The sequence below is a fragment of the Pandoraea terrae genome (genome assembly GCF_902459695.1).
Classification (GTDB): Bacteria; Pseudomonadota; Gammaproteobacteria; order Burkholderiales; family Burkholderiaceae; genus Pandoraea; species Pandoraea terrae.
In genome coordinates this window covers 122,942-138,160 of record NZ_CABPRZ010000002.1, presented here as the reverse complement: position 1 = coordinate 138,160, position 15,219 = coordinate 122,942, and the positions used below count along the sequence as shown (strand labels likewise).

General features: G+C 62.9%; 15 protein-coding genes and 1 pseudogene. 1 reads left to right on the top strand and 15 read right to left on the bottom strand.

The window, feature by feature from the left end; all coding sequences use genetic code 11:
* Positions 1 to 62 precede the first annotated feature (62 nt).
* The 15 genes and pseudogenes from PTE30175_RS02725 to PTE30175_RS02660 form a co-directional block, all read right to left on the bottom strand.
* The gene (locus PTE30175_RS02725) at positions 63 to 737 is read right to left on the bottom strand and encodes a class II aldolase/adducin family protein (protein WP_150695516.1); all 675 of its coding nucleotides are present in this window, start codon (positions 735 to 737) and stop codon (positions 63 to 65) included.
* Between the two features lie 3 nt (positions 738 to 740).
* Positions 741 to 1,937, bottom strand: a complete 1,197-nt coding sequence (otnK, locus tag PTE30175_RS02720) for a 3-oxo-tetronate kinase (RefSeq protein WP_420819600.1) — start codon at positions 1,935 to 1,937, stop codon at positions 741 to 743.
* A 50-nt stretch (positions 1,938 to 1,987) separates the two neighbouring features.
* Positions 1,988 to 2,902, bottom strand: a complete 915-nt coding sequence (gene ltnD / locus PTE30175_RS02715) for an L-threonate dehydrogenase (RefSeq protein ID WP_150695514.1) — start codon at positions 2,900 to 2,902, stop codon at positions 1,988 to 1,990.
* A 127-nt stretch (positions 2,903 to 3,029) separates the two neighbouring features.
* Positions 3,030 to 4,238, bottom strand: a complete 1,209-nt coding sequence (locus PTE30175_RS02710) for a CaiB/BaiF CoA transferase family protein (RefSeq protein WP_150695513.1) — start codon at positions 4,236 to 4,238, stop codon at positions 3,030 to 3,032.
* 4 nt (positions 4,239 to 4,242) lie between these two features.
* The gene (locus tag PTE30175_RS02705) at positions 4,243 to 5,373 is read right to left on the bottom strand and encodes an acyl-CoA dehydrogenase family protein (protein WP_150695512.1); all 1,131 of its coding nucleotides are present in this window, start codon (positions 5,371 to 5,373) and stop codon (positions 4,243 to 4,245) included.
* A 13-nt stretch (positions 5,374 to 5,386) separates the two neighbouring features.
* Positions 5,387 to 6,595 carry an acyl-CoA dehydrogenase family protein gene (locus PTE30175_RS02700; protein WP_150695511.1) on the bottom strand — a complete coding sequence of 403 codons (1,209 nt, stop codon included), beginning with the start codon at positions 6,593 to 6,595 and terminating at the stop codon, positions 5,387 to 5,389.
* 62 nt (positions 6,596 to 6,657) lie between these two features.
* A pseudogene (locus tag PTE30175_RS02695) lies at positions 6,658 to 6,915 on the bottom strand (thiolase family protein); the annotation flags it as partial.
* Positions 6,916 to 7,198: 283 nt separating this feature from the next.
* Positions 7,199 to 8,269 (bottom strand): ABC transporter ATP-binding protein, encoded by a 1,071-nt coding sequence (locus tag PTE30175_RS02690; protein ID WP_150695510.1) that lies wholly within the window; start codon positions 8,267 to 8,269, stop codon positions 7,199 to 7,201.
* Positions 8,266 to 9,051: an ABC transporter permease gene (locus PTE30175_RS28475; RefSeq protein ID WP_224788567.1), complete on the bottom strand. Its 786-nt coding sequence runs from the start codon at positions 9,049 to 9,051 to the stop codon at positions 8,266 to 8,268. Before PTE30175_RS28475 ends, PTE30175_RS02690 begins: the two co-directional genes overlap by 4 nt.
* On the bottom strand, positions 9,051 to 9,932 hold the full coding sequence (locus PTE30175_RS28470; RefSeq protein ID WP_224788566.1) for an ABC transporter permease: 882 nt from the start codon (positions 9,930 to 9,932) through the stop codon (positions 9,051 to 9,053). The genes PTE30175_RS28475 and PTE30175_RS28470 overlap by 1 nt, the downstream gene beginning before the upstream one ends.
* A gap of 53 nt (positions 9,933 to 9,985) precedes the next feature.
* A complete protein-coding gene (locus tag PTE30175_RS02680) occupies positions 9,986 to 11,107 on the bottom strand; it encodes an ABC transporter substrate-binding protein (RefSeq protein WP_150695509.1) in 1,122 nt (373 codons plus the stop codon).
* A gap of 91 nt (positions 11,108 to 11,198) precedes the next feature.
* Positions 11,199 to 11,597: a nitrile hydratase accessory protein gene (locus PTE30175_RS02675; RefSeq protein WP_150695508.1), complete on the bottom strand. Its 399-nt coding sequence runs from the start codon at positions 11,595 to 11,597 to the stop codon at positions 11,199 to 11,201.
* A gap of 1 nt (position 11,598) precedes the next feature.
* Positions 11,599 to 12,255: a nitrile hydratase subunit beta gene (gene nthB, locus PTE30175_RS02670; protein ID WP_150695507.1), complete on the bottom strand. Its 657-nt coding sequence runs from the start codon at positions 12,253 to 12,255 to the stop codon at positions 11,599 to 11,601.
* Positions 12,252 to 12,869 carry a nitrile hydratase subunit alpha gene (gene nthA / locus PTE30175_RS02665; protein ID WP_150695506.1) on the bottom strand — a complete coding sequence of 206 codons (618 nt, stop codon included), beginning with the start codon at positions 12,867 to 12,869 and terminating at the stop codon, positions 12,252 to 12,254. Before nthA ends, nthB begins: the two co-directional genes overlap by 4 nt.
* Before the next feature lie 90 nt (positions 12,870 to 12,959).
* Positions 12,960 to 13,871 (bottom strand): LysR family transcriptional regulator, encoded by a 912-nt coding sequence (locus PTE30175_RS02660; RefSeq protein WP_150695505.1) that lies wholly within the window; start codon positions 13,869 to 13,871, stop codon positions 12,960 to 12,962.
* Positions 13,872 to 13,987: 116 nt separating this feature from the next.
* On the opposite strand from PTE30175_RS02660, the gene PTE30175_RS02655 reads away from it, so the two are divergent.
* Positions 13,988 to 15,214 (top strand): ABC transporter substrate-binding protein, encoded by a 1,227-nt coding sequence (locus tag PTE30175_RS02655; protein ID WP_150695504.1) that lies wholly within the window; start codon positions 13,988 to 13,990, stop codon positions 15,212 to 15,214.
* Positions 15,215 to 15,219: the final 5 nt, after the last annotated feature.

The following is a 15,219-nucleotide window of genomic DNA, read 5'->3' as shown; positions in this document are numbered from 1 at the left end:
GTTCTTGTTGTGGGTGCTGCCTTGCGTTGATTCGAGGCGGCGGCATGCGCTCGTCCCGGTGTTTACCAGTGCGCGCCGAAGACGCGCCGCAGTTCTTCTATCCGCGCATCGTCCAGCGGCGCCGGACGCGGATTGACGGTCATCCAGAGGCGAGCCGTTTCCTCGAGCTCCTCCAGTGTTGCCATGGCGCTGCCGGGGGTGTCGTGCCACACATTGGGGCCGAGCCGGTCGAGCATCACGGCGCGGATCGGGACGCCACGCCGACGCGCCGCGTCGATGGCCTCGGCCACCGCTTCAGCCGCTTGCGGATCACCGGGGCGGTGATAAGGAATCAAAGGCACGCGGCCGACCTTCATCACGAAGTAGGGCGTGATCGGCGGCAGAATGGCGTCGGGCGTTGCCACCCCTTGCAACGTGAGCGCGACCAGGTGCGTGGAGTGGGTATGAATCACGCAACGCGCTTCGGGCTCGGCCTCGTAGATTCGCCGGTGTAACGCGAGCGTCTTGCTTGCGCGATCGCCGCTTCGCTGGTGGCCGTCGGCGTCGACCCAGGCGATGCGTTCGGGCGCCAGGAATCCCAGGCAGGCGTCGGTGGGCGTGATCAGGAAGCCGCCGCCTTGTGCGGCGTCAAGTTGCACACTGATGTTCCCGGCGGTGGCGTGCACGTAACCGCGCTCGAACAACGAGCGGCCGACACGGCAAATTTCACTGCGCAACGACGCTTGATCATGGTTCATGGCTTATTCCACCTGTTGTAATGCCTTGGTGAAGAAATCGACGGCGCCGAAGTTGCCCGATTTGAGCGCAAGCAGCAGCGGCCGGCCCTCGACGCGCGTCCATGGCACGCCCGGATCGATCGCGGCGCCGATACGCAATTGCGTAACGCCGAGCGCCCGGACCACTGCGCCGGACGTTTCGCCGCCCGCGATCACAAGACGACGCACATCCTCGGCCACGAGACCTCGCGCAATGTCCGCGAGGCATTGCTCGACCAGGTGCCCGGCGCGTTCCACGCCAAGTTCGGCCTGCACCGCGCGGACGTCATCCGGACTCGATGTGGCATAGACAAGGACCGGCTCGGGTTGCGCCAGCGCCCAGCCCAGTGCCTGTCGGGCTGTCGCGCGCCCTGCGGCGAGGTCGCGAGGATCGATGCGCAGGGCGGGGCGGCCGGTGTCGATCCAATGCCGGACTTGCGCGTTGGTCGCTTGCGAGCAAGAGCCGGACAGCACCGCACCCCGTCCTCCGACGCGCCCGAGATCGGCGGCGCGAGCGTCGGGGCTCAGCCAGCCTCGGGCCGCGTAGACGTCAGGCAGTCCGAGCGCCACACCCGAGCCTGCGGTCAGCAAGGGCATGTCGGCACATGCGGCGGCAATGGCGTGCAGGTCCTCGTTGGAGATCGCATCGACCACGGCGCAGCGCACACCCTCGGCGCGCAGCGCATCGAAACGCTGGCGCAGGGCCGCTTCACCGCGCGCGACGGTGTCGTACCGCACCAGCCCGACGCGGCTTTGCATCTGCGTCTGCAATACGTTCGGCAGGTTGCTGTCGGTCATTGGCGTGAGTGGATGGTGGCGCATGCCGGAATCGGACAGCAGTTGGTCGCCAACGAACAGGTGGCCGCGAAAAACCGTACGCCCGTTCTCGGGAAAGGCAGGGCAGGCGATGGTGAAGTCGGTATCGAGCGCCTGCATCAGCGCTTCAGCCACGGGGCCGATGTTACCGGCCGCCGTCGAATCGAAGGTCGAGCAGTATTTGAAATAGCACTGGCGTGCGCCGCCTGCGCGTAGCCATGCGAGTGCGGCGAGCGAATCTCGCACGGCTTCGCTTGCCGGCACTGTGCGCGATTTGAGCGCCACGACCACCGCGTCTGCGTCGGGAACAGGGCCGTCGGGGACGCCGATGACCTGCACCGCGCGCATGCCGGCGCGAACCAACATGCTGGCGACATCGGTAGCGCCGGTGAAATCGTCCGCGATAACGCCGAGTCTCACGCTGCCTCCCGTGCCTGAGGCAGCGCGATCCCGGTCAGGGCGGCATACAACTTGATCACCGCGCTGTCGTCCTCAAAGCCATATCCGGCCGCCGCAGTGCCGAGGTAGAGCTGGTGCGCCGCCGATGCGAGCGGCAACGGAAAGGCGAGCTGGCGCGCCGCGTCGAGCACGATGCCAAGATCCTTCACGAAGATGTTGACGGCCGACAGCGCGGTGTAATCGCCCTCGAGGATGTGGGGCACGCGGTTCTGAAACATCCAGCTCATGCCGGCCGAGTTGCAAATGACCTCATACAGTTGGTCGGGGGCGGCGCCGGCGCGGATGCCCAATGCCATGGCCTCGCATGCTGCCGCGATATGCACGCCCGCCAGATGCTGATTGACCATCTTCACCGTCGAGCCGATGCCGGCCCTGTCGCCAAGACGGTAGACCTTGCCGGCGTAGGCGGCCAGCAGCGGCTCGGCAGCAGCGAAGGCCTCGGGGCGGCCTGACGCCATCACCGTCATCGCCCCGTCGGCGGCCTTGGCGGCGCCGCCGGACACGGGGCCGTCGATGAGATGGATTTGCCGCTCGGCAAGCCGTGCCTCCCATTGGGGGGGCAGGGCGGGGTCTACGGTGGCAGCGGTGACGACGACCGAACCCGGTTTCAAATGTGCGGCAATGCCGTCAGGGTCGAACAGCACGCGCTCGGTCTGGGATGCGTTGACCACGAGCAGCAAGACAACGTCGCTATGGTGTGCCAGCTCGGAAAGGCTTTGCGCGACCCGCCCGCCTTCGGCGGCAAAGCGTTCGCAGGCGAGCGGGTTGAGATCGAACCCCCATGTTTCCACGTCGCGGCGCACGGCGCTAATTGCCGCGCCGAAGCCCATCGAACCCAGGCCGACAACACCCAGGGTCTTGTGTTGACTCATTGCTTGTCTCCATACGTCTTATGACATCATCGTGTCATCATCTTATAATACAAGTTGACGCCTATTCAACTCAGGGTTTTTCAGGGGGTGGGGGTTCAGGCGCGCCGGACAGACACTGGAACAGTGGTCAAACCACGCCGTTAGCCTTCAATTGGGAGAGCCGTTCGTTCGACAGGCCGAGCAGCGACTGAAGCACGTCCTTCGTGCCTTCCCCGAGTTGCGGCGGCGCGCTTCGTACCGGCAAACGTTCGCCGTCGATGCGATACGGCGGCGCAAGAACATGCGTGCTGCCGGCCACCGGATGCGGCTGCGTGGTTACGAGCCCGGCGTCCGTGGCCCGCTTCGAGGTGAGCGCCTCGTGAAGACCGAGGACTTCGCCACAGGGAATGCCGGCCTGGGCCAGCTGCTCCAGCAATACCTGACGCTTTCTCATGCCGATCTCGCGGTTGAGTTCCGGCACGAGAACCTCGCGGTTCGCTGCGCGGCCGAGATTCGTCTTGAACCGCTCGTCGTCGGCAAGATCCGGACGTTCGATCACTTCGTGACAGAAGCGCTCGAACTGACGGTTATTGCCGACCGTGATGACGAGCGGCCCGTCGGCCGCGTCGAATACGCCGTAGGGCACGATCGAAGGATGTGCGTTGCCATAGCGCGGCGGGTCCTCGCCCATGATCAGCGCTTCCAGCCCGTAGTACGCGGTGATCATCAGGCCGCAATCGAATAGCGCCATTTCGATGTGGCGGCCCTTGCCGGTCTTCTGGCGCTCGAAAAGTGCTGCGAGCACGGCCTGGGCCGAGTACATCCCGGTGAAGAGGTCGACAGCAGCCACGCCGAACTTCAAGGGCGGCTGATCGGCTTCGCCGTTAAGGGCCATCAGTCCCGCCTCCCCCTGGACGACCAGATCGTAGCCAGGCCGCGCGGCTTCCGGTCCAGTACTGTCATATCCGGAAATCGAGCAGTAGATCAGCGCCGCGTGGTCCTGTGTCAACTGCTCGTATCCGAGGCCCAGCTTCTGCGCGCCGCCGAACTTGAAATTCTGGATCACGACGTCGCTCTTCTGTGCCAGCACGCGTGCGATCTGCTGGCCTTCAGCGGTTTGCAAATCGAGGCTTACCGAGCGTTTGTTGCGGTTGACGCTGTTGAAATACGCCGTCTCGGTGGCGCCGACGCGCAAGCCCCAATCGCGGGTATCATCGCCGCGCTTCGGGTGCTCGACCTTGATGACTTCAGCCCCGAGGTCACCCAGCACCATGCCGCACCACGGTCCGGCAAGTACGCGCGAGAGATCGAGCACGCGAACGCCGTCGAGCGGCAGCGAGGTAGTCCGGTTCGACATGACGTCAACTCCGGCCAAGCGAGATATAGCGTTCGAGATGGTGGTCTTCGTCGCCCAGTTGATGGTCGATCATGACCAGCCGTTTCGCGTAATGTGCAAGCGGCAACTCCCACGTCATGCCGATGCCGCCGTGCAACTGGATGCACTCCTCGGCGACGCGCGTACCAATTCGGCCGATGCTGTACTTCGCTGCCGACAGGGCTCGCTCACGCGCGATGCGGTCCGCGCCGAGCGCGGCGGCAGCATTGATGACCGCCGAGCGCGCCTGCTCGATTTCCAGTAACACGTCGGCCATGCGGTGCTGCAGCGCCTGGAAGCTGCCGATCGCGACGCCAAACTGCTTGCGCGTGCGCAGATACTCGAGCGTGTGTTCCTTGGCGACGTCCATCGCACCGAGCGCCTCGGCGCACAACGCCAGCACGCCGAAGCCGATGCTATGTTCGAGTGTCGCGTATCCCGCATCTTTCCCGCCGAGCAATGCGTCGTCGCCGAGGTGCACCTCGTCGAAGACGACTTCGGCGGCCCGTCCACCGTCGATCTTGCGATAACCGCGCACAGCAAGGCCAGTGGCATCGCGCGGCACGAGAAATAGCGAGATGCCGTCCTGGGCGTCGTCATCGCCGCTCGTGCGCGCCGAGACAAGGAAGACGTCGGCTTCTTCGCCCTGCTGCACGACGGCCTTGGCACCCTTGAGCACCCAGCCGTCGGCGTGGGGCAGGGCACGCGCCGATACCTTCGACAGTTCGTAATGCGAGCCGGGTTCGTCGTGCGCAAGTGCCGCAAACGCACCGCCTTCTATCAACTTGGACAACAACGTCTTTTGCCTATCGGTGCCTGCCTTGGTGATCGCTTGCCCGACGACCAATGCGCCGAGGAACGGCTCGACCACGAGGCCGCGTCCGAGACTCTCGAACACGACGGCGATATCAAAGCCTTCGCCGCCAAAGCCGCCATCGGCTTCGCTGAGAAGCGCACCGATGATGCCCAGTTCCGCAAAGCGGCCCCACATTTCGCGGCTGAAACCCGTCGAAGTGCGCGCGATTTTGTCGCGCGTCTCGAAGCTGTACTGCTCGCTGACGAACCGGTTCAGCGTATCCGCCAGCATGCGGCGGTCTTCGGTATGCTGGAAATTCATGGAAAGCGTCCCCTTACAGTCCCAGGATCATCTTCGAGATGATGTTTTTCTGGATTTCGTTGGAGCCGCCGAAGATCGACAGCTTACGGTTGTTGAAGTATTGCGCGGCGGCCGTGGCGGCTTCTTCGGGGCCGATCGGTTGTCCGTCGTAACCGCCGTGAAGCGCTTCTTCGATGAATGGTTGCGCATACGGCCCCATTGCCCGGCGCATCAGCGATGAGATTTCCTGGCGGATCTCGGTGCCGCGAATCTTGAGCATCGAGCTTTCCGCACCCGGCACGCCGCCGCCGGCCACCGCTGCGATCACGCGCAGGTTGGTCGTCTTCATGTTCTCGAGGTCGATCTCCACGCGCGCCAGGCGAGCCGCGAACAGGGGGTCGTCGGCAAGCGGCCGGCCGCGGCGCGTGACCTTCGCTGCGACCTTGCGCAGCCGCTCCATCGCCGCGACCGAGAAGCCGACGCCCGCAATATTCGTGCGCTCGTACGTGAGCAGATATTTTGCGTAGGTCCAGCCCTTGTTCTCTTCGCCCACAAGGTTTTCCGCCGGCACGCGCACGTCGGTGAAGAACACTTCGTTGATCTCGTGTTCGCCGTCGAGCGTGATGATCGGGCGGACTTCCACCCCCGGCGTGTTCATGTCCGCCAGCAGAAAACTGATGCCTTCCTGCTTGCGCACGTCGGTTGCCGTGCGTACGAGACAGAAGATCATGTTGGCGTACTGCCCAAGCGTCGTCCACGTCTTCTGGCCGTTGACGACGTAGTGTGCACCGTCGGCGTCGGTGCCGCGCACCGCCGTGGTCTTGACGGCCGCGAGATCGGACCCCGCGCCGGGTTCAGAATAGCCCTGGCACCACCAGTCCGAACCGTCGAGAATACGCGGCAACCAATAGCGCTTTTGCGCTTCGCTGCCGTATTTGATGAGCACCGGCCCCAGCATGTTCACGCCAAACGGTACGATGCGCGGCGCGCCCGCCAGCGCGCATTCGTTCTCGAAGATGAACTTCTGCACAGCATTCCAGCCCGGGCCGCCGTATTGCTCAGGCCAATGATTGGCGAGCCAGCCCTGTTGGTTCAGGATCGCGTGCCATTCCACCATGTCGGCACGTGTGAGCTGCTGGCCATTGTGCACCGTGTCCGAGAGCCGCTGCGGGAGTTTCTCCTGCAGGAAGCGTTGAACGTCGGCGCGGAAGGCCTCTTCTTCAAGGGTAAAGTTCAGATCCATGGCGTGGCTTCTCAATAGATTTCGAAGAGCCCTGCGGCACCCATGCCGCCGGCGATGCACATCGTGACGAATTTTTCCGGTCCCTTGACGGGGGCAAGTTTCGCGAGCGCTTCGTATGTCGTGCCGAGCCGATTGCAGGTGTCAGCGTCGACGGTGGCCTCGTGCTGGCTGACAACGCCGGTTTCCTTGTCGGTCACGGCCATCGTGGTGGTGACCGAAACGATTTCGTCAGCGAAGCGCCCGGCGAGTTGCGCCGCTTCGGTCTTGCGCTGACTTTCGGCTGAGAAGCGGTCCTGCGCTTCGCGGCTGATGCCGGCGCGCTCGCGCTCGGCATCGATGATCGCTTCGACTTCGGGGTTGGCCGCCGCGGCCACGGCATCGGTTTCTTGGGGCATTGCGTGCGTCTCCGTGAGTCCGGCCCCGACGGAATATATTGGGGCCTTCCGGACCTTATGAGAACCGATTGTCGGAGCGCCGCTTCAATTTGACAATCCCACCGGCCGTTGACGGACTGTCAAGTTGAATTCGACAACGGCCAGTTGGCACCGGCGCTCAGCCGCGGTTCGTGGTTGGCCAGAAGTCGAATGCCGAACATGCGGCAGGTCATATGACTGGCGCCATGTGGCCGGGGTCAAATTCGAGTGAGACGGATTCGCCGACCCCGTAAACCTCGAGTGGTGGCGCGGTAACGCGCAGCTTGGCCGAGCCATGGGTCGGTATCACGATGTAGTCCCAATATTCGCCGAGATAGGCCCGCTCGATCACCTTGACTTCCACCTGCGGCGCTCCGCCGGTGCGCTCTGACGGCGAGCGGGAAAGCCGCATGCTCTGCGGCCGGACCGAAAAGGTGATTTTTCCATTGAGTGCGCCCCCGTTTTCCAGCGCGCTCTTCGGTATGCTGAAATGATCGAACACGATCTCGGTTCCGTTGCACGTGCCGTCAATGAAATTGGTGCGACCGATGAAGCCGGCGACGAACCGCGTCCTCGGCTTGGTGTAGAGCGTGTGAGGATCATCGACCTGCTCGATGTGCCCCTGGTTCATTACCGCTATCCGGTCCGACGTCACCATCGCCTCGGACTGATCGTGCGTGACATAGATGGTTGTGATCTGGAACTCTCCGTGCAGCCGGCGGATTTCGAAGCGCATTTCCTCGCGCAGGCTGGCGTCGAGATTGGAAAGCGGCTCGTCGAGCAACAGCACCGCCGGTTTGATGACAATGGCGCGCGCCAGTGCGACTCGCTGCTGCTGCCCGCCGCTCAATTCCGCCGGGTAGCGCTGCGCCAAATGCCGCATCTGAACCACATCGAGCATCTCGGCGACGCGCTTGCGCAACTCGTCGGCCGGAAGCCGGCGCAGCTTCAGCCCAAACGCGACATTCTGCTCCACCGTCATGTTCGGCCACACCGCGTAGCTCTGGAAGATCATCGACATGTGCCGCCGCTCCGGCGGCACCGAGCCCGAGGGCGTGGACAGCACCTTGCCGTCCATTTCGATGGTCCCGGCGGTTGGATCGATGAATCCGGCGATCATCCGTAGCGTCGTCGTCTTGCCGCAGCCCGAGGGGCCCAGCAACGACACGAACTCTCCTTCCTCGAACGCGAGATCCACGCCACCGACGGCGATGGAGTCGCCGAAACGCTTCTCGACACCGCGCAGTTCGAGCTTGTTCACGCGTTTCTCCGCACCATGAAATCGCGGCCGATGATGCGGGACCCGACGCCGGCAATAATGACGCTGACGACCAGCAGGATGGCGCCAAGCGCCGCAAGGACCTCGAAATTCCCTTCTTCCGACAGGTCGAACAACATCACCGAGATTACCCGCGTATTGGGCCCGACCAGGAAGATCGCCGACGAAAGTTCCCGCGCCGCCGGAATAAACACCAGGATCCAGACGCCAGCGAGGTTCTTCTTCATCAGCGGGGCCAGTATCTTTCGGATCGCCAACAGGCGACCGCCGCCGAGAATCCGAACGGCCTCCTCCATTTCCGGACTAATGCTTTGCATTCCGGTGGCGCAAGACATATAGGCGATCGGTAGAAATCTGGTGGTGAAGGCGAGAATCATCATCAGCCCGCTGCCGTAGAGCGCCAGGGGCGGCGGCGCATAGGCCGCATAGAAACCGATTGCCAGCACGATGCCCGGAATAACGAACGGCGCCATACACAAGAAGGCGAGCACATTCGTCCCGGGTACCAGCTTGCGGCTCACCACATAAGCAATCGCGAGCGAGAGCCCGATCGCTGCGACGGCGCTGGCACCGGCGTACAGAAACGTGTTGAGAATCGCCTGCTGCGCCTGGGTCTGTTCGAACAGCACGTACTGAAAATTATGCAGTGTGAGGTTATCGAACGAGAAACCCCGGCCCCAGGCTTTTGCGAAGGCAGCCTGCATCAGTACGAGCGTCGGCAGCAGCACCGACAGTGCACAGACGAACAGCGCGTAGCCAAGCATCAGCCAGCGCCAGGCGCCCAGGCGCCCAGGTGGATTTGGCGGCGTTCTCCGCCCGTGCCGGTAACGGCGGTATAGCCCTTCCGGCCGACCAGCGATCGCTTCAGCCAAAACATCAGGATGGTGATCAGAAGTAGTGGGATCGAATAGGCAGCTGCCTCCTCGACGCGCACCGGATATTCGAAGAATTGCCAGAGCTGGGTCGAAACCACTTGAAAGCGAGCCGGTAGCCCGATCATTGCCGGGGCACCGAACAGCGCAATCGCTTCCAGAAAACTGACAATGAGACTGCCGACGATCGCCGGCAGCACGAGCGGCAGCGTCACGCCAAAGGTGGTTCGCAGGGTCCCGGCGCCAAGAATGTTGGCCGCGTCCTCCATCTCGGAAGACACCAGATCGAGGGCCGAGTTGGTGAACACGAAAACATAGGGAAACGAGGCGGCGGCGACCACGACGATAAGTCCCGTCATGGAATAGACGTTGACAATGCCATGGTCTGCGCCCGAAAGCGCCATCCAGGCTTTGTTGAGCCAGCCGGAATTAGGGCCGGCCAGCAGGATCGAGCTGATCGCGCCAAGATACGGTGGCGTGATGAACGCGCCGAACACCATCAGGCGCACCAACGATTTCGCCGGCATGTCTGTGCGCGATATTGCCCAGGCGATGGGAACGCCGAACACGCCGGAGAGCAGCGCGACGCCAATGCCGAGCTCGAACGAATTGAATAACGCCTGAAGATGGCGCAGGCTGCCATAGGCATCCACGTAATTGGCGAGTGTGAGCCGACCGGTGTCGGCCTCCTGGAAGCTCGACACAACCAGCCGGACCATCGGGCTTGCCACCAGGAAGATGAGCACGGCGATCATGGCGAGCCACAGAAACATGGTTGGCTCAAGCCGCTGCAGCCGGCTCACGATCGCGTGGCCCGGAGAGTATTTCACACCCCGAAGGTCTCGCGCCATTGTTTGATCACTTCCGGGATGCCCTTGACGATTTCATTGACGCTCGGCCGGATCGTCTTAAGTTCCTTGGCTGATTTCACGCCACTCGAGGGTGATACTTCAGGCCGGATGGGCTCGCCGAAATGGTCGGCCAGGACTTTGGACGCATCGACACTCAACAAATATTCCACGAACAACCGCGCCGCGTTCGGGTGCTTGGCCCCCTTCATGATGCCGGAGGGCGACAGCACCAGCACGGTACCGTCGGTCGGGTAAATCATCGCCAGGGGATTGCCCCTCTGTGCGCTCTCGCCCGCGGTTCCGAACAAGGCAGTGCCGGCGACCACCCGCTCGCCCGCGTTGAGCATGGTGAGGGGATCGTTGATCGAGCGGCCAATCTGCGGATTACTCTTCGCCAATGATTCGAAAAACTGCCAGCCGTAGAGCTTGCGCATCAACACGGCCCACGCGCCGACGAAGCCACTGAAGCCGGGGTGCCCAAGCGCGATCTTGTCCTTCCATTTCACGTCGGTGAGATCGGTCCAGTTCTTGGGTGCATCCACCTCCTTGACCTTCGCCGTGTTGTAGACCATTCCGATCAGGCCGGCCGAGGTGACAAAGTAATATCCATCCGGATCATAGTGCTGATAGAGTTCGGACACTTTGTTGGAATTTTCTGGCATGAACTGCTCGAGCAGATTCCTATCCTTCAGGAATACGTAGTGTCCGACATCGGTCGAGCTGAATACGTCGACCTGGACTGCGCCCGCCTTGAGTTCCTGGGTGACGCGCTGAAACGCGACTTGCGCAGTCGTGCGCACTACACTGACCTTGACACCGGGGAAATTCGCTTCGAAGCCGTGGCCAAGCGCTTGGGCAGTCGTATCGTCAAAATGCGTCGTGTACCAGGTGAGCGTCCCACCCTCCTTCTTCGCCGCCTCGTAGAGATCCTTTTCATGCGCGGTCATTTTTGCCGCTGCGGTCGCACTGCTCGGGCAAACCTCCGCACCGATTGCTGCAAGGAGGACGGCTGCCGATCCGGCCTTCAGGAGGGTCCGACGTGGCCCATCTGCAATGCTTGGCATGTTCTTTTTGTCCATGACGGTCGCGGTGTTCATGTTCGCACCGCCATGCAGCAACCCGTGGAACGACCCAAATAACAACCATAGGATGCACAAAGCACCTTGACAACACGAACCGCTCCGGGGTTCACGAATCCTCGTTTCCTGTGAAATCGCGATGCGACAGTTCGATAGGCGTGCCGTGAGGCGTGCGATGCGCAGCGTGGTGCCAAGCTTCGCGGTAGCGCGTCTGCGTCTCTGCGCTCGCGACGCCTTTGCTTGCCACCAGGCGCTCGAGCGTGGCAAGCCAGTGCAGGTAGTAGGTCTCGCCCGTATACGGATCCCCCGCAAGCTGCGCGCGCCTGATCTCCTCTGCCAGCGTTGCTGCCCATTCGCGCCAAGTGTAGAGGCCCTGCTGGTGCAAGACCAGCGCCAGAGCAAAAGCCTGTGCCTCCCATGGCTCGCGGAACACCGGGCCTTCCTGGTCACGGGGAATGCCTGGTACGGCATCGGCGGCATCACGCGCTGCGGCTGGATCGACCTTCATTTCACGCCGGTTCGAGGTAGGGCTCGAATGCCTCGATCGAGACGGTGAGCGTGGCGTCGGTGTCCGCTCCCCAGAGCTCGTGGCCTTCGAAGACGACTGTGTAGAGCCACTGCGGGTCTTCTCCCGCGCCCGTCACGACGGAGTCCGGAAACACATGGCAACCTCGGATCGCCTCGATCGTTCCTTCACGGCCGCGAGCGTACCGCGGCAAGCGCGTGTGCGTGGGCGGGTTCATGTTCTTGGTGCGCACTCGCTCGCCCGGCTTGAACCTGGCAGGCTGCTCGGGCGGGCGAGCGACAGAACCGCGGGTGAATGCGTGTTCGATGTCGTTCGTCGTCATCACCCGTTCGACGGGCTTGCCCGGATGCAGGGGTTGCCCTGCGGCGATTTCATCAGCGCCGACCAGCCCTTGCTCGACGGCGTTGCACTCCATTCCCAATGCCCATCTTTCGTAATAGGACGCCGACAGGTAGACTGCGGCAGGCAGCCGCTCCTGCGCGTCGCGAGACATGTCGATGTTCCAGGCGTGCGTGAAACGCATGGCCCGCTGCATTGCCAGCACGCGCGCCTCCCACTGTGCGTGAAACGGGGGTTCGTCAGCCTCGGGCTGGACCGTGCCGAAGCCGTGCATGCCCCCCATGTCGTGAACGCCGTTCATGGCGATACCGCCTCGGGGCGCCGGGGCAGGCCGGTGCCGATCATGCAGTCACGGGTGACCAGCCGCGCCAGGCGCTCCTCGGGCCAGCCTTCGGTGCCGGCGGGGCGGGGTGGCACCACGAGGAAGCGGGTCTCCGCGGTCGAGTCCCAGACTCGGATCTGCGTGTCTTCTGGCAGGACGACACCGAAGTCGGCCAGCACGCCGCGCGGATCCGACACGGCACGCGAGCGATAAGCGGCCGACTTGTACCAGACCGGCGGCAGCCCGAGCACGTCCCACGGGTAGCACGAGCACAGCGTGCAGACGACCATGTTGTGATGCCCGGGCGTGTTCTCCACCGCGATCAGATGATCGCCCACGTGACTGACAACGCCGAGCGCAGCGATCGCCTTTGTCGCGTCTGCCAGCAGCGCGGTCTTGAACACAGGATCGACCCACGCCCTGGCGATCACTCCAGCGCCGATGTGAGGGCCGATCCTGGTCTGGTATCGCTCGACGATAAGGTCGAGCACAGCAGGATCGACGTAGCCCTTCTCGGTCAAAATTGTCTCGAGCGCGCGCACCCGCAGTTGGATCGGCGACAGTTCGGAGTGGTCGTGCTCGTCGAGGCTCATGGATGTACTCGGATCAGACCAACTATCGAAGTGTAGGACGGCTGGTTCGGGATTGCTAGCATCAGATGCGCGCGCGGGGCGCCGTGCCCGTTACCGCCAAGCCTCGGCGAGTTTCCCGATCGCGTCGCGCAGATAGTCGATCAGGGCCTGTGTCGACGGTGACGGATAGCGGTTTGGCAGCGTAAGAATGTAAAGCGCGCCGCCAAGGCCCGCCACGCGGTAGTCGGGCAGGATTGGTTGCAGCGCCGCGTGCGTGGGGGCATGTGCGACATAGCCGGGAAGCAGGCCGACGCCCATGCCGCGCGCAGCTGCATCGGCGAGAAAAGGGAAGTCTTCGGATTGCAGGGCGGGTTGCATCGTGACCAGGTGGATGGCGGACGCGTCGTGGCGCGACGCCAGCTTGAACGTGACACGAGCGCCGGGATAGGGCGAGCCGACGAGGATCTGCCGCTCGAGGTCGGCCGGTGTTTCGATCGGACCGTGCCGCGCCACGTAGTCTTGCGATGCAAATAGTCGCCATTCGATCGGGCAGACGTTTCGTGCGACATACTCCTGCGGCGGCGAGGCGGTGATCTTGAGCGCAACGTCGACCCGTGCCGAGATCAGGTCATGGATGCGGTTGTTGAACGTGACAGTCAGTGTGATGCCTGGATGGCTGCGCATGAAGTCAAGCAGCATGGCGCCGACGAACATCCGGCCGAAGCCTGTCGGCACGCTGATGCGCACGTGGCCGCGCAGCGTCTGGCCGAGGCTGTCGATCGATGCCTTGGCCGTGCCGAGGTCGTCGAGCATGCGCCTGCCGTAATCGTATAGCGTGTGACCCGCTTGTGTCAGATCGAGGCTGCGCGTTGAGCGGCGCAGCAGTTGCGCGTCAGTCTCGCGCTCGAGCAGCTTGAGCCGATGACTGATGTTCGAGCGCGTCATGCCGAGCTTGCGCGCCGCGGCGCTGAGGCTGCCCGCATCCACGATCTCGACGAACAGGCCGATCAAATTCAGGTCCATGAGGGTTTGTTGAATGAGATTGAACAGACTTTCTCATATTAAGGGTATTGTCAGATTTTTTGTGTCGTCGCATAGTCGCTTCAAATACCAGCATCACCAAAATGGAGACAAGGCAGATGAAGCTCAAATCGCTTGCGCTGGCGATGTGCACCACGCTTTTCGCGCTCGTCGCGGGACCGGTACCCGCCCAGCAGGTCCAGCTCGCGAACGGCGGCATCAAGATCGGGGTGCTGGTCGACATGTCCAGTCTCTATTCGTCCATCGGCGGCATGGGCGCGGTCGAGGCCGTGAGGATGGCGGCAGCGGACTTCGTCAAGGACAATCCGGGCATCAAGGTGGAAGTCGTCTATACGGACCACCAGAACAAGGCCGACATCGCCGCCAACAAGGCGCGTGAATGGTTCGACCTTCAGCACGTCAACATGGTCACGGACCTCGCCTCGTCGAGCGTGGCGTTTGCCGTAATTGACCTGGCCAAGCAGAAAAACAAGATCGTCATTGCCACGGGACCGGCCAGTTCGGACGTCACCAACGCCAAGTGCACCAGCGTCAGCGTGCATTACGTCTACGATACCTACGCGCTGGGCCGCGCGACCGCCCAGGCCATGAAGCAGCAGGGGGGCGACAGCTGGTTTTTCGTGGCGGCTGACTATGCGTTCGGGCAGGCACTGGTCAAGGACACGTCCGAAGCGATCAAGAGCGAGGGCGGCAAGGTGCTAGGCGTTGCGCGGGCGCCCCTGAATACCTCCGATTTTTCCAGTTACCTGCTGCAGGCCCAGACCTCGGGGGCCAAGGTGATCGGCCTGGCCAACGCCGGGGGCGACTTCGTCAACGCGGTGAAGGCAGCCAACGCATTCGGCATCACCCGGTCCGGCCGGCAGCAGCTCGCAGGTTTGCTGGTGTTCCTGCCGGATATTCACGCGCTGGGCCTGCAAACCGCTCAGGGACTTCAGTTTTCCACGGCTTTTTATTGGGACTTGAACGACGAAACGCGCAAGTGGTCGAAGCGCTTCCTGGAGAAGGCGAAACGGATGCCGACGCAGGTCGACGCTGGCAATTATTCGTCGACGATGCACTACCTGCAGGCGGTCAAGGCCGCAGGGACTGACGACACAGCAGCAGTGATGAAGAAAATGAAGGAAATGCCGATCAACGACTTTTTCGCCAAGAACGGCAGGATCCGCGAAGACGGCCGCATGGTGCACGACATGTACCTCGTGCAGGTGAAGAAGCCTTCGGAGTCCAAGTACCCGTGGGATTACTACACCGTCAAGGCGGTGATTCCCGGCGACAAGGCCTTCAGGCCCTTGTCGGAAAGCGCCTGCCCCTTGTTGAAAAAGTGAGGAGG